The 13473-nt window shown below is 73.3% G+C and carries 11 protein-coding genes; 6 read left to right on the forward strand and 5 right to left on the reverse strand.

From position 1 onward, the window contains the following. Positions 1 to 4: 4 nt before the first annotated feature. From AC1Z4A_RS05390 to AC1Z4A_RS05400, 3 genes are all read right to left on the reverse strand, one after another. Complete coding sequence (locus AC1Z4A_RS05390; RefSeq protein ID WP_483676674.1) at positions 5 to 1942, reverse strand: primary-amine oxidase; 1938 nt, start codon at positions 1940 to 1942, stop codon at positions 5 to 7. Between the two features lie 69 nt (positions 1943 to 2011). Next, positions 2012 to 3544, reverse strand: a complete 1533-nt coding sequence (locus AC1Z4A_RS05395) for an APC family permease (RefSeq protein WP_483676675.1) — start codon at positions 3542 to 3544, stop codon at positions 2012 to 2014. Positions 3545 to 3584: 40 nt separating this feature from the next. After that, on the reverse strand, positions 3585 to 4559 hold the full coding sequence (locus AC1Z4A_RS05400; RefSeq protein ID WP_483676676.1) for a hypothetical protein: 975 nt from the start codon (positions 4557 to 4559) through the stop codon (positions 3585 to 3587). A 384-nt stretch (positions 4560 to 4943) separates the two neighbouring features. Between AC1Z4A_RS05400 and AC1Z4A_RS05405 the strand changes: the two genes are divergently transcribed. After that, the gene (locus AC1Z4A_RS05405; RefSeq protein ID WP_483683509.1) at positions 4944 to 5828 is read left to right on the forward strand and encodes a DMT family transporter; all 885 of its coding nucleotides are present in this window, start codon (positions 4944 to 4946) and stop codon (positions 5826 to 5828) included. Between the two features lie 26 nt (positions 5829 to 5854). Continuing rightward, on the forward strand, positions 5855 to 6418 hold the full coding sequence (locus AC1Z4A_RS05410; RefSeq protein ID WP_483676677.1) for an NUDIX domain-containing protein: 564 nt from the start codon (positions 5855 to 5857) through the stop codon (positions 6416 to 6418). A gap of 382 nt (positions 6419 to 6800) precedes the next feature. Here AC1Z4A_RS05410 and AC1Z4A_RS05415 read toward each other — a convergent pair whose 3' ends face one another. After that, positions 6801 to 7721, reverse strand: coding sequence for an NADP-dependent oxidoreductase (locus AC1Z4A_RS05415; protein ID WP_483676678.1), 921 nt, complete (start codon positions 7719 to 7721; stop codon positions 6801 to 6803). Positions 7722 to 7739: 18 nt separating this feature from the next. Further along, positions 7740 to 9239, reverse strand: a complete 1500-nt coding sequence (locus AC1Z4A_RS05420; protein ID WP_483676679.1) for an MFS transporter — start codon at positions 9237 to 9239, stop codon at positions 7740 to 7742. Between the two features lie 156 nt (positions 9240 to 9395). On the opposite strand from AC1Z4A_RS05420, the gene AC1Z4A_RS05425 reads away from it, so the two are divergent. The 4 genes from AC1Z4A_RS05425 to AC1Z4A_RS05440 all read left to right on the forward strand — a co-directional run bounded on the left by AC1Z4A_RS05425 (position 9396) and on the right by AC1Z4A_RS05440 (position 13363). Then, positions 9396 to 9836 (forward strand): MarR family winged helix-turn-helix transcriptional regulator, encoded by a 441-nt coding sequence (locus AC1Z4A_RS05425; RefSeq protein ID WP_483676680.1) that lies wholly within the window; start codon positions 9396 to 9398, stop codon positions 9834 to 9836. 156 nt (positions 9837 to 9992) lie between these two features. After that, a complete protein-coding gene (locus AC1Z4A_RS05430; RefSeq protein ID WP_483676681.1) occupies positions 9993 to 10940 on the forward strand; it encodes an MBL fold metallo-hydrolase in 948 nt (315 codons plus the stop codon). 148 nt (positions 10941 to 11088) lie between these two features. Next, positions 11089 to 12126, forward strand: coding sequence for a phosphotransferase family protein (locus AC1Z4A_RS05435; protein ID WP_483676682.1), 1038 nt, complete (start codon positions 11089 to 11091; stop codon positions 12124 to 12126). Positions 12127 to 12130: 4 nt separating this feature from the next. Further along, a complete protein-coding gene (locus AC1Z4A_RS05440) occupies positions 12131 to 13363 on the forward strand; it encodes an acyl-CoA dehydrogenase family protein (RefSeq protein ID WP_483676683.1) in 1233 nt (410 codons plus the stop codon). Positions 13364 to 13473: the final 110 nt, after the last annotated feature.

Raw genomic sequence — 13473 nt, forward strand, 5'->3', positions numbered from 1 at the left:
CCCCCTAGTGGCTGCCGCGGCTCTTCTCCTTCGGCAGGTCCAGCGCCGGGTTGCGGTCGAAGAAGCCGCTCGGCTTGAGCGTGAAGCCCGTGACGTCGACCGGCATCACCGGCCACTCCTCCGGGCGCGGCAGGTGCGTCGGCCCGAAGGTGTGCCAGACCGTCAGCTCGGTGTCCTCCAGGGACTCCCCGCCCGCCGTCCACTCCGGCAGGCCCGCGCCGCCCGGGTGCTGGTTGGGGTGCTCGCCCGCCGGGAAGCGGCGGTCGGGGCGGTGCCGGGTGACCCACAGGTGCTTGGTGCCGTAGGCCATGCGGCGGGCGACCGGCGAGCCCGGCTGGGCCAGGACGGTGGGGCCGGGCTGCGGGACGAGGGCGTAGGCGACGGGGCGGCCCATGCGGTTGCGGGCACCGGGGTTGGTGATGCGCCACACCCGGCCGGCCAGCGGGTCGGCCTGCCGCCCGCCGTCCGCGCTGTCGGCCAGCACGGTGGTACGGGTGGTGAAGGCGTTGCCGTTGGGGTTCTCGGGGCCGGGCGGGACCGGGACGACGTCGAGTTCCTCGACCGTGTTGGCGAGCCCGTCGACGGCCGCGTCGAGGCGTACGCAGAAGAGGTGCTGGTGGTAGGGGGCGAGCAGGCCCGGGGCGACCTCGGTGCCGTGCGGCGAGCCCGTGCCCGGCGCCACGGCCGAGGTCTGGACGATGCCGGTGGCCTTGGCCTCGAAGGCGATGCTGCCGTCCTGGTGGAAGTACCAGTAGAAGCCGTAGTCGTAGTTGCCCACGGTGGCGATGTAGGAGACGACCAGGCGGCGGGAGCGGCGGCTCTCGGCGGCGTTGCCGTTGAAGATGTCGGTGTGCTTCCAGAGGAGGCCGAAGTCCTCTTCGTGGATGCAGATCGCGTTGGGCAGGGTCTCCGGGTTGCCGTGGTCGTCGGCGACGACGGCGTCGAGGTAGCGGATCTCGCCGAGGCAGTCGCAGCCGAGCCGGAGGGCGTTGGCGCTGCGGCCCAGCGAGTACTCCCCCGCGTCGAGGAAGCCCACCCAGTTGCGGGTCTCCTCGGCCTCCCCGTAGGCGACGGCCATTTCGGCGAGGGAGGCGCGGTGCAGGACGGACCGCTCCCTGCCGTCGGCGGGGTCGCGGTGGGTGATCCGGTGCAGGACCAGGCCCTCGCGGCCGTTGAAGTCGACCCGGAAGCTCCAGTTCTGCCAGGTCAGCAGGGGGCCGTCGAGCCGGAAGGACGGCCCCTCGGGCTGGCTGATCTCCAGCGGGCGCAGGTCGGTGCGGACCGGTCCCGTGAACTCCGGTGTGTAGCGCCCGCATTCGGCGGGTACGGGCACGGGCCCCGTGTCGACGAGCCGGACGACCTTGCGCTCGATGACGTCGACGTCGGCGACGAGCCCGCCCACGGGGTGTGCGAAGGGGTTGTCGCTCGCGTCGCAGCGCAGCCAGGTCAGTGAGCGCATCAGCCTGCGGCCCGGCCGGTCGAGCACCAGGCTGCCCGCGCCGAGCGGGGCGCAGACGGCGAGGTCCGTGTCGTCGATGCCGCGCTCGGCCATGGCCTTGCGCCAGCCGGGGTCGGCCTTCACGATCTCCTCGACGAGCGCGTACTCCTCGAAGGTGATCGCGGGCTGGCCCTCCACCGCCGTGTCCAGCTCCCGGTGGGAGAGCAGCAGGCCGGCGGTGACGTCGACGAGCGCCTCGGCGCAGGCTCCGGTCGACAGGTCGAGGAGGGTGACCCTCAGCCGGCGCACGAAGGGGGCGCCGGGGCGGTGGGCGGCGGCCGTGTGCCGGTCGGGCTCGTCGAGCAGGACCAGCGGGAAGCGGGTGCTCTCGGTCACCTTGCCCGCCTCGTCGAGGATGCGCCGGGCGGCCGCTATCTCGTCGGGGCTCAGCGGGTCGAGGGGGTGGGGCGGTGCCACCGCGGGCTCGGAGTGACAGCACGTCATGACGAAACCTTTCGCTGGTTCGTGGCGGTGTTCTCGTGGGGGCCTTGCTTGTCGGTGCTCACCGGTTGCTCATCGTGCTGCGGCGGCCGCCGCGCTCGCGGCCTTCTCCAGCTGGAACGCCTCGTTCCCCAGCCCGATCCGGCTGTGCACCTCGGGCCGTACGGCCTTCAGCACCAGTCCGAAGACCAGCCCCAGCACCACGGCCGCGCCGATGCTGCCCGGCAGGATCCAGCGCAGGGCCGAGCCGGGGTCGGCGCCGAGGAGCACGTCGAAGTCCCTGACCGCGTAACCGCCGATGACCAGCAGGGCCAGGCCCGCCAGCCCCGAGGCGACGAGCCGCGGGCCCTGCGGCCGGGCTGCGCCGCGGCGGACGAAGAAGGAGACGACGGCGGCCGAGGTGGCGGCCATGAGCACGATGATGCCGAGGGCGCCGACGTTGCCGCTCCAGGTGAACAGGCGCTGTACGGGCGCGGTCGGATCGCCCTTCGGCCGGTTGTCGGTGACGGCGAAGAGGCCGACGACGAGGAGGGAGACGGCGCTCTGCAGCAGGGAGCCGTGGGCAGGGGCGCCGCTGGCCCGGGCGGTGCGGCCGACGGCGGCGGGCAGCAGGCCCTCGCGGCCCATGGCGAAGGCGTAGCGGGCGACGACGTTGTGGAAGCTGAGCATGGCGGCGAACATGCCGGTGACGTAGAAGACGTGCGCCAGGTCGGCGAAGCCATTGCCGAGCCGCTGCTCGATGAGGACGAAGAGCAGGTCGGGGCCCTGCTCCCGGGCGGTGCCGACGATCGACGAGGGCCCGACGGCGACGCTGAGCGCCCAGGACGAGAGCGCGAAGAACACCGCCACGAAGCCGACGGCGAGGAAGGTCACCCGGGCCACGGTGATCTGCGGCCGGCTGGTCTCCTCCGCGTAGACGGCGGCCTGTTCGAAGCCCACGAAGGCGGCGATGGTGAAGCAGAGCGCGGTGCCGAGTCCGCCGCCGGAGAGCGCGCCGGGGTCGAAGGCGCGCAGCGAGACCCCTTCGTTGCCGGGGTCGGCGAGCCCGGCCACGACGAAGACGCCGACCACGGCGCACTCGACGAGCAGCAGGACGCCGAGGACCTTGGCGCTGAGGTCTATCTTCAGCCAGCCGAGCACGCCGACGGCGAGCACCGCGGCGAGGGCGGGGACCCACCAGGCGACGGTGATGCCGAGGTGTTCGTCGAGCAGACCGGCCAGTTCGAACCCGAAGATGCCGTAGATGCCGAACTGGAGGGTGCTGTAGGCGACCAGGGCGACCACGGAGGCCGCGGCCCCGGCCGTGCCGCCGAGGCCGCGGGCGATGTACGCGTAGAAGGCGCCGGCGTTGTGGACGTGGCGGCTCATCTCGGCGTAGCCGAAGCTGAAGAGGGTCAGCACGACGCCGAGGATGACGAAGAGCAGCGGCTGGCCGACGATGCCCATGGTTCCGTAGGTGGTGGGCATGACACCGGCCGTGACCATCAGGGGGGCGCTGGCGGCGACCACCGAGAGCAGCAGTCCCGCCACTCCTATCCGTCCGGCGCGCAGGCGTCTCTCCTGGCCCTTGAAGGTGCTGATCTCGCTCGTGGTGCCCGTCGACATGGCGGGGTCGTCCTTCCCGTGGAGGAACGCGGAGGGGGGATTACGCGGCGCCGAGCGCGGCGCGGCGGGCGGCCCGGAACGCCTTCCCGGGCTCCCGGCCGGGGTAGGACCAGGGCATGGGGGTGGCGTGCGGGCCGATGCGGGTGAGCAGGGCGGCGGTCTCGGCCAGCCGTCCCTCGTGGAGCTTGGCGTGGGCGAGGTAGTTGAGGTCGACCTTGTGCCGGGGGTGCGGGCCGCCCGCGGCGCCCGTGGTGCTCTCGTCGACGTCCCATTCGAGCCACCAGTCGAAGGCCGACTTCATCACCTGGCGGGCGCGGCGCGTGGTCCAGTGCCCGGACCGGGCGGGGTCGGGGGGCTCGAGCCCGGCGCGGGCGAGGACGCGGTAGCGCTCGGCGTGGGCGACGACGGGCAGCACGGCCAGCGGGGAGTCGGCGGGGGCCTGCTCGGCGGCCCAGGCGGCGAAGTCGTAGACCTCGTGCAGCGGGTCGTCGCGGTCGCCGTCCTGGTGCTCGGCCAGGCAGGCGGCCATCAGGTGGTGGGCGTGGTGGTGGTCCCGGTGCCGGGTGCGCACCTGGTCGAAGGCGCGGACGCGCTCGTCGTCGGTGCCGGTGCCGCGGGCGAGGATGAGCACGCCGAGCCAGGGGGTGGGGTCGCGGGGCGCCATGCGGGCGGCGGCCAGGCAGAGGGCGCGGGCGGCGTCGGGGCTGTCCTTGCCGTTGACGGCGCGGGAGACGGTGGCGCAGGCGAGGAGGGCGGCGGCATCCGGGCTGTCGGGCTCGGCGAGCTGCCACTCCCGGGCCCAGGCGGCGCTGGCGGGGCCCTCGCCGAGGACGACGAGGCGGTGGCCGCGGCGGTCCCAGTCGTCGCCGGTGCAGGCGAGCAACTGGCGGGTGTCGGCCCAGCGACCGCGGGCCAGGGCGTCGCGGACAGTGGCGAGTTCGGGGTCGTCGAGGGCGGGGTCGAAGGACGGCCCGTCCTTGTTCCGGGGGCGGCCCAAGGGGGGTGGGGGCGTCATCTGCGGGCTTCCTCCACGGCGCGTCTCGATCACGCACAGCAAACCGGTAGTCACGGCTCCGCGTCAAGACCGATCTTGACGCCGGCATTACCTCAAGTGACGTAGCGTCAGGTGGAGTTGCCGGGCACCCCCGGAACCACCTGGGCGGGAGCAGGCGGCGAGGGCGTCCCGGTCCGGATCCGCCCACCGGATCCGGGCGGACACCCCACCCGCCTCATCTCGCACACTTGCACGACGCACCCCAGTTCGACCCGCGGGGAGGAAGTCAACCCGGCGGGATGAACTACCGAAAGCGGGGTACTCGGCCGTCACACCGCCCACAAGGCGGCTATCGTTTTTCTGTCAAGTCTCCTACGACCGGCCGGTCTTGAGGTGCGCGACGTGATGGTCTTCGCTTTCGCCCTGAGTGCGGCGTGCTGCCTGGGTGTGGGTTTCGTTCTCCAGCAGAACGCCGCACAGCGGGCGCCCATGAGCGACTTTCTCTCCCTGCGGCTGCTGCTCGACCTCGCCCGTATGCCCCGCTGGCTGGCCGGCATCGGCCTGATGGTCTGCGGCATGGCGCTCAGCGCGATCGCGCTGAGCTGGGGCGAGGTCTCGCTGGTGGAGCCGCTCACGGCGACGAACCTGCTGTTCGCCATGGCGCTCTCCCGCTGGCAGACCAAGCAGCCCCTGGGCCGCAGCGGCTGGACGGGGCTGTGGCTGCTGGCAGGCGGGGTGACCGCCTTCATCGTCGCGGGCCGGCCGCACGGCGGCGGCACGGTCACCGACCCGCTGCGGCACTGGCTGATCGTCGGGGTGATGGTGGGCACCGCCCTGCTGCTGGCCGCCGCGTCCAAGCGGGTCCGGATGAGCACGGAGGCGGCGCTGCTGGGCGTGGCCGCCGGGCTGCTCTACGGCGTCCAGGACGCCCTCACCCGGGTGAGCGGCGAGCGCTTCTCGCACGGCGGCTGGACGACGCTCGTCACCAGCTGGCAGCCGTACGGGGTGCTGGCCATCGGGGTGACGGCGCTGGTGATGGTGCAGAGCGCCTTCGAGACGGCCCCGCTGCGGATGTCGCTGCCCGCCCTGACCGCGGCCCAGCCGCTGGCGGGGATCGCCTGCGGGGTGGGCTTCATGGGCGACCGGGTGCGGACCACGCCCGCGGCGCTGGCCTGGGAGGCGGCCGGGCTGGTGGCGATCGTGGTCGGGATCGTCCTGATCGGCCGCCATCCGGCGATGCCGTCGGGGACGCCGGAGAGCGACCGGGTGCGCGACCTCCAGCCGCACTGACGCCGATCCGCTGGTTGGATGGACCCATGAGTGATCAGCAGCCGCTCGGGGCGGACGAGGTGCTGGACATCGTCGACGAGCACGACCGGGTGATCGGACAGGCGCCGCGCGGCGAGGCCTATGCGCGCGGACTGCGCCACCGCTGCGTCTTCATCCAGGCGCGCGATGCGCAGGGACGGATCTTCGTGCACCGCCGGACCGCGCGGAAGCTCGTCTTCCCCTCGCAGTACGACATGTTCGTGGGCGGGGTGGTCGGAGCGGGCGAGTCGTACGACGAGGCGGCGCTGCGGGAGGCCGAGGAGGAGCTGGGCGTGACGGGGCTGCCGGCGCCCACGCCGCTGTTCCGCTTCCTCTACGAGGACCGGGGCCGGGGCCAGGGGTGGTGGTCGGCGGTGTACGAGGTCCGCTGCGACCTCCCGGTCAGTCCACAGGTGGAGGAGGTGGCCTGGTGGGACTTCCTCGCGGAGGAGGAGGTGGAGGCGCGGCTGGGGCTGGGCGAGTGGGAGTGGGTGCCGGACGGGTTGGCGGCGTATGCGCGCCTGCGGGAGCGTGGGGGGCGGTTCTCTCCCCCACCCCGCCCCTTCCCGTAACCGGGGCTCCGCCCCGGACCCCGGGGGTGGACAACGGGGGCTTCGCCCCCTACCCCCGGCCCGGCCCCTCGCGCTGCGCGCAGGGGCGAAAACTGGGGCTTTGCCCCCGGACCCCCGTGCCGGGGGCAAGATCAGCCCGCACGGCGTGCGGCTCTGCCCGCGGCGCGTGCAGCGCGGCCGGGTGCCGGAGGCGAGATCAGCCAACCCGGCGCCGGGGGCCGCGCATAGGCGGGGGCCTGGAGGCGCAGCCCCCGAGTATCGCCCCGCGCGCAGCGCAGGGGGCTTGGGGGGCAGAGCCCCCCGTTCCGCCTTCCCCCACCCGGGGGTCCGGGGGCTTTGCCCCCGGTTTCGGGGAAGGGCGGGATTGGGGAATGGCCCCCTCCTACACCGTCACCACGATCTTCCCCCGCGTGTGGCCCGCCGCGCTCAGGCGTTGCGCCTCTGCCGTCTTCTCCAGCGGGAAGACCTCCGCCACCTCCACCGACAGCACCCCCTGCTCCGCCAGGCGGCTCAGCGCCGTCAGGTCCGCCGCGTCGGGGCGGACCCACAGGAGGCGGCCTCCCAGGGCCGTTACGGCCGGGTCGGCGATGGAGACCAGGCGGGCGCCTTCCGCCGTCAGTTCGGGCGACGTCTGCACGGCTCCGCCGCCGACCAGGTCGAGGACCACGTTCACGCCCTCGGGCGCCAGGGCCCGTACCCGCCCGGCGAGGCCCTCGCCGTAGGTGACGGGCTCGGCCCCCAGGGAGCGCAGGTAGTCGTGGTTGCGCTCGCTCGCCGTGCCGATGACGCGGGCGCCCATGTGGCGCGCGAGCTGGACGGCCATGGAGCCGACGCCGCCCGCGGCGGCGTGGACCAGGACCGTGTCGCCCTCCCCCGTCCCGGTCGCCTTGAGCGACTGGTAGGCGGTCAGGCCCGCCAGCGGGAGGCCCGCGGCCTGCTCGAAGGTGAGGCCGGCCGGCTTGGGCGCGAGCGTGCGCACGGGGGCGGCGACGTACTCGGCGAAGGTGCCCCGGGAGAGGAAGTCCTCCCGGACGTAGCCGATGACCTCGTCGCCCTCCTCGTACTCCGGGGTGTCGGCCCCCCGCGCCACGACGACGCCGGAGACGTCCCAGCCCGGGACGACCGGGAAGACCGCGTCGAGCATGCCGTCCAGGTAGCCCGCCTGGGCCTTCCAGTCGACCGGGTTGACGGCCGCGGCCCTGACCTTGATCAGGACGGCGTCCGGGCCCACCGTGGGCTTGGGGAGTTCCCCGCACTCCAGGACCTCGGGACCACCGTAGGCGCGGTAGCTGACAGCCTTCATCGTGCCGACTCCTTCAGTTCAGTGCGTGGCCGCTGCGTTCTCAGCCTCGGCCGCCGGGGCCGGGGCCGCCACCGCTGCCGGCTGCAGCGCGTGGACCTTGCGCAGGCCCAGCCAGGCCACCAGGGACACCAGCAGGAAGGCCGTGCCCGCGATGACGAACGTCAGGGTGAACTGGCTCTCGGCGGGCAGCTTGGGCGCGCCCGGCGGCAGGTGCTCGATGCTCTTGGAGGCCAGCACCGTGGTGATCATCGCGCTGCCGATGGCGCTGCCGGTCGAGCGGGAGATGGAGTTGATGCCGTTGGCGATGCCGGTCTGGTGGTGCGGCACGCTGGCGACGATCACGGCCGGCATGGCCGCGTAGCCGAAGCTGATGGCCGCGCCGACGAACATGCCCGCGGCGATCACCGAGGCGGTGTGCTCGTGGTCGAGCGCGATCCAGACGAAGCCGGCGGTGCCGACGAGCGAGGCCAGCAGCAGCACCAGGCGCGGGCCCTTGTGGCGCACCAGCTGACCGCCGACCGGGGCGGCGAGCAGGGAGACGATCGTGCTCGGCAGCAGGTACTCGACGGAGGCGCGCAGGACGGACGCGTCGAAGCCGTAGCCGGTGATCTTCGAGGGCATCTGGACCAGGTACGAGACGCCGATGAAGAGGGCGAAGGAGCCGAAGCCGACGAGCAGGCCGGCCACGTTGGCGAAGAGCACCGGGCGGTGGACGAACATCCGCATGTCGACCAGCGGCTCGCGCACCTTGCGCTCGACCAGGGTCCACAGCGCGGCCGCCACCGCGGCACCGGCGAAGCAGCCGATCGTGCGGCCGGAGGACCAGCCCCACTCGTGGCCCTGGGTGATGGGCAGCAGGAGCAGCACCAGGGTGGCGGCCAGGGTGAGGGCGCCCAGGACGTCGGTGCGGCCGCCGGTGGTCTCCCGGGTGGCGGGGACGAGGGCGACGACGGCTATGAGGGCGAGCGAGGCGAGGCCGGTGGCCAGCCAGAAGGCGCTGCGGTAGTCGGGGTTGTCACCGGAGGTGAGCAGGCCGGTGGCGACGAGCGCGAGGCCGCTGCCGAAGGCGAGGGTGCCGCTGACCATGGCCATGGCACCGGGCAGCTTCGCCGGGCGGACCTCCTCGCGGAGCACGGAGAGCGCCAGCGGGAAGATCGCGGTGGCGGCGCCCTGGAGCACCCGGCCGACGATCAGCCAGAGCAGGGAGTGGGTCACGGCGGCGAGGACGGATCCCGCGACCATGACGACCAGCACGCCGACCAGGGTCTGCTTCTTGCCGTGCTGGTCGCCGAAGCGGCCGAGCAGCGGGGTGAAGACCGCGGCGGAGAGGAGGGTCGCGGTGGTGACCCAGCTGACGTTGGCGGACGTGGTGTCCAGGTCCTTCTGGATGAGGCCGAGGATCGGCACGACCAGGGTCTGCATCATCGAGACGACCATGGCGGCGAGGCTCAGCGCGAAGACGATCACCGTCTCGTTGCGCTGCTTGCCACCGGTTGCGGTCGGCGCTGGGGAGGTCATGGGCTGGCAGGTTTCCTTCGCGTGCATCGGTCACTCAGTTACTTCACGACATTGATGCTTGAGATCGTCAAGCAACTTGGAACACGTTAGGCCCAGATACTTCAGATAGTCAAGTTAATGTTTGATGTACTCAAGCTCTTGAGTACACTCGAGCCCATGACCGCCTCGATCCCCGCTCCCCCGACCAAGGCCCAGCTCCTGGAGCTGGTCGCGGCGCTCGGCACCGCCCAGTGGCAGGACTTCGCGGCCGCCGCCGGCCGCCACGGCCTCACCTCGGTGCAGGCCAAGCTGCTCGCCCAGCTCAAGGGACCGGTCCCGATGCGCGGCCTGGCCACCCTGCTGATCTGCGACGCCTCCAACGTCACCGGCATCGTCGACCGCCTGGAGGCCCGCGGCCTGGTCCGCCGCGAGCCCGACCCCTCCGACCGCCGGGTGAAGAACGTGGTGGCCACGGACGAGGGCCGCGAGATCATCCACCGCGTGCGGGCCGAGATGCAGGCCACGCACAGCGCGCTCGACGCGCTGGACGAGGAGGAGCGCACGACGCTCTACCGGCTCCTGGAGCGCCTCCGCCCCGGCCTGGAGCACGGCGCCTGAGACCTGCGGGCCCGCAGGCCCGCGACCGGGGCGCCACCAAGGCGCCATCAAGGCACGACCGGCGCGCCACCGGCCCGGCACCCCTCCCCCGCCGCCCGTATTCTGACGGGCGGTCGGATCCGCCCACCCGCGCGGCGGACGGCAGGGAGGTCATCGATGAGCACGACGCACAGCGGCACAACGGACACCGGGGCGGCGGGGGGCGAGCCGTACACCGTGCCGCTCGCCCCCGGCGTGAGCGCCTACATCCAGCCCGACGGCGGCTGGTGCCTGAACAACGCGGGCTTCGTCACCGACAGCACCCGCACCCTGCTGATCGACACGGCCGCCACCGAGCGCCGCGCCCGGCTGCTGCGCGACGCGGTGACCGCGAGCGGCGCCCCGCTGCCCTCCACCGTGGTCAACACCCACCACCACGGCGACCACACCTACGGCAACTGCGTCTTCGCCCCCGGGGCCACGATCATCGGCCACGCCGACTGCCGGCGCGAGACCCTCGCCGCGGGTCTCCAGCTCCACCTCGCCTGGCCCGACGTCGACTACGGCCACGTCGAAATCACCCCGCCCGACCTCACGTTCACCGACTCGCTCACGCTCCACGTCGGCGACATCGAGGTGCGGCTCCTCCACCCGGGCGTCGCACACACCGTCGGCGACGCGATCGCCTGGCTGCCGGAGCAGGGCGTCGTCTTCACGGGCGACCTCGTCTTCCACGGCGGCACCCCCTTCGTCATGATGGGCTCCCTCAGCGGCTCGCTGCGCGCCCTGGAGCAGCTGCGCGCACTCGACGCGCAGGTGGTCGTGCCCGGCCACGGCCGCGTCACCGACCCGGGCGTCTACGACACCGTCGAGGCGTACCTGCGCTACGTGGAGGAGCTGGCCCGCACCTCGCACGCCGCCGGGCTCACCCCGCTGGAGGCCGCGCGCAAGGCCGACCTGGGCGAGTTTGCCCAGCTCCGCGAGAGCGAGCGGCTGGTCGCCAACCTGCACCGGGCGTACGCCGAGTTGGACGGCCTGCCGCCGGGCTCCCCGCTGGACCTGGTGACCGTGCTCGGCGACATGGCGGTGATGAACGGCGGGCGGCCGGTGGCCTGCCACGCGTGAGCGCGGTACCGGCGGGAGCCGGCGGCGGAGCGCGCGGCGCCGGGGCCGGGGCCGGCCGGCTCTGGACGGCATACCGACCGGTCGGCATCATGATCCGGGACGGATGTCAGAACGGATGTCACGGCCAACTCCCCCGAGGAGCAAGCGCATGAGCAGAGCCACAGCACGGGCCAATCCCCCGGGCCTCGACCTCGAGAGGCTGCGGACCTGTCTGGACCGCGAACGGCCGGGCCTGGTGGGCGGTCCGCTGACGGCCGCGCTGATCGAAGGGGGCCGGTCCAACCTCACCTACGCGGTGGGCGACGGCACCGGGCGGCGCTGGGTGGTGCGCCGCCCCCCGCTGGGGCACGTGCTGGCCACGGCGCACGACATGCGCCGCGAGCACCGGGTGATCAGCGCGCTGCGGGACACGCCCGTGCCGGTGCCGGGGACCGTGCTGCTGTGCGAGGACGAGGAGGTGATCGGGGCGCCCTTCTACGTGATGGAACACGTCGAGGGCACCCCGTACCGCACGGCGGAGCAGCTCGCCGCGCTCGGCCCGGAGCGCACCCGTTCCGTCGTGCTGGGCCTCGCCGACACGCTCGTACGGCTGCACGCCGTGGACCCGGAGGCGGTGGGCCTGGGGGACTTCGGGCGCCCGGAGGGGTTCCTGGAGCGGCAGCTGGGGCGGTGGGGCAAGCAGCTGGAAGCTTCCCGCAACCGCGAGCTGCCCGGGATCGACGAGCTGCACCGGGCGCTCGCCGGGGCGCTGCCCCGCTCCCCCGCGCCCGCGGTCGTCCACGGCGACTACCGGCTCGACAACGTCCTCGTCGGCGCGGACGACACGGTCCGGGCGGTCCTGGACTGGGAGATGTCCACGCTGGGCGACCCGCTCACCGACCTGGGCCTGCTGGTGATGTACAGCGAGCAGCGGGACGTGCCGGGCTCGCCCGTCGCCACCACGGGCGGCGCCCCCGGGCACCCGGCGCCGGACGAGATCGCCGAGCGGTACGCGGCGGGCTCGGGCCGCGACGTGTCGGCGCTGCCCTGGTACACCGCCTTCGCCTGCTTCAAGCTCGCGGTGATCCTGGAGGGCATCCACTACCGCTACACCCTGGGCCGGACGGTCGGCGCGGGCTTCGACCGCATCGGCTCCCTCGTGCCGCGGTTCATCGGCAACGGGCTCGACACCCTTCGGAAAGGCTGAGCGCATGGACTTCGCATACGACGCCCGCACGGAAGAACTCCGCGGCAGGCTGCTGGACTTCATGGACGAGCACGTCTACCCGGCGGAGGCCGTGGCCGCCGAGCAGCGGGCGGGGCTCGCCTCGCCGTGGGAGGTGCCGCCGGTCGTCGAGGAGCTGAAGGCCGAGGCGCGCAGGCGGGGGCTGTGGAACCTTTTCTTCAATGACCAGCACAGCCTGCCGGACGAGGAGCACGGGGCCGGGCTCACCAACCTCCAGTACGCCCCGCTGGCCGAGATCACCGGCCGCAGCCCCCAGCTCGCCCCCACCGCCCTCAACTGCGCGGCGCCCGACACGGGAAACATGGAGCTGCTCGCGCAGTTCGGGACCGAGGAGCAGAAGAAGCGCTGGCTGGCGCCGCTGCTCGCGGGCGAGATGCGGTCCGCCTTCGCGATGACGGAGCCCGAGGTGGCCTCGTCGGACGCGACCAACATCGAGACCCTCATCGAGCGCGACGGCGACGAGTACGTGATCACCGGCCGGAAGTGGTACATCTCCGGCGCGCTGCACCCGGACTGCCGGGTCCTCATCGTGATGGGCAAGACCGATCCCGACGGCCGGGACGTGCGCCGCCGGCAGTCCATGGTGCTGGTCCCGCGCGATGCGCCCGGTGTGGAGATCCGCCGGGCGATGCGGGTCTACGGCTACGAGGACCACTACCACGGTGGCCACGCCGAGGTGGTCCTCGACCGCGTCCGGGTGCCCGCGGACCAGCTGATCGGCGAGGAGGGCGGCGGCTTCGCCATCGCCCAGGCGCGGCTCGGGCCCGGGCGCATCCACCACTGCATGCGGCTGATCGGGATGGCCGAGCGGGCCATCGAGCTGATGTGCCGGCGGGCGGTGGCCCGTACGGCCTTCGGCAGGCCGCTGGCGCAGCAGGGCGTGGTGCAGGAGTGGGTCGCGGACGCCCGGATCGCGGTGGAGCAGTTGCGGCTGCTGGTGCTCAAGACGGCCTGGCTGATGGACACGGTCGGCAACCGCGGTGCCCACACCGAGATCCAGGCCATCAAGATCGCGACGCCGCGGACGGTGGCGGACATCGTCGACAAGGCGGTGCAGCTGCACGGTGCGGGTGGGGTGGGGCAGGACTTTCCGCTGGCGGAGCTGTGGGTGGCGGCGCGGACGCTGCGCTTGGCGGACGGGCCGGACGAGGTCCATCAGCGGTCGCTGGCGCGGCGGGAGTTGGGGCGGTACGCGTAGGGGGGCCTCCGGCGGTTTTCCCCACCCCGCCCCTTCCCGCTGTATCCGATATGCGGCTCCGCCGCAGGGCGGGGGCTCCGCCCCCGGACCCCCGGTCCTCAAACGCCGGA

Source organism: Streptomyces sp. 17_S59 (assembly GCF_056930295.1).

Excerpts from the sequence above, each read along its gene's own strand:
- AC1Z4A_RS05400 (WP_483676676.1), bottom strand. The coding sequence starts at position 4,559 with ATGACGCCCCCACCCCCCTTGGGCCGCCCCCGGAACAAGGACGGGCCG.
- AC1Z4A_RS05405 (WP_483683509.1), top strand. The coding sequence starts at position 4,944 with ATGGTCTTCGCTTTCGCCCTGAGTGCGGCGTGCTGCCTGGGTGTGGGT.
- AC1Z4A_RS05410 (WP_483676677.1), top strand. The coding sequence starts at position 5,855 with ATGAGTGATCAGCAGCCGCTCGGGGCGGACGAGGTGCTGGACATCGTC.
- AC1Z4A_RS05390 (WP_483676674.1), bottom strand. The coding sequence starts at position 1,942 with ATGACGTGCTGTCACTCCGAGCCCGCGGTGGCACCGCCCCACCCCCTC.
- AC1Z4A_RS05425 (WP_483676680.1), top strand. The coding sequence starts at position 9,396 with ATGACCGCCTCGATCCCCGCTCCCCCGACCAAGGCCCAGCTCCTGGAG.
- AC1Z4A_RS05415 (WP_483676678.1), bottom strand. The coding sequence starts at position 7,721 with ATGAAGGCTGTCAGCTACCGCGCCTACGGTGGTCCCGAGGTCCTGGAG.
- AC1Z4A_RS05420 (WP_483676679.1), bottom strand. The coding sequence starts at position 9,239 with ATGACCTCCCCAGCGCCGACCGCAACCGGTGGCAAGCAGCGCAACGAG.
- AC1Z4A_RS05440 (WP_483676683.1), top strand. The coding sequence starts at position 12,131 with ATGGACTTCGCATACGACGCCCGCACGGAAGAACTCCGCGGCAGGCTG.
- AC1Z4A_RS05430 (WP_483676681.1), top strand. The coding sequence starts at position 9,993 with ATGAGCACGACGCACAGCGGCACAACGGACACCGGGGCGGCGGGGGGC.
- AC1Z4A_RS05395 (WP_483676675.1), bottom strand. The coding sequence starts at position 3,544 with ATGTCGACGGGCACCACGAGCGAGATCAGCACCTTCAAGGGCCAGGAG.
- AC1Z4A_RS05435 (WP_483676682.1), top strand. The coding sequence starts at position 11,089 with ATGAGCAGAGCCACAGCACGGGCCAATCCCCCGGGCCTCGACCTCGAG.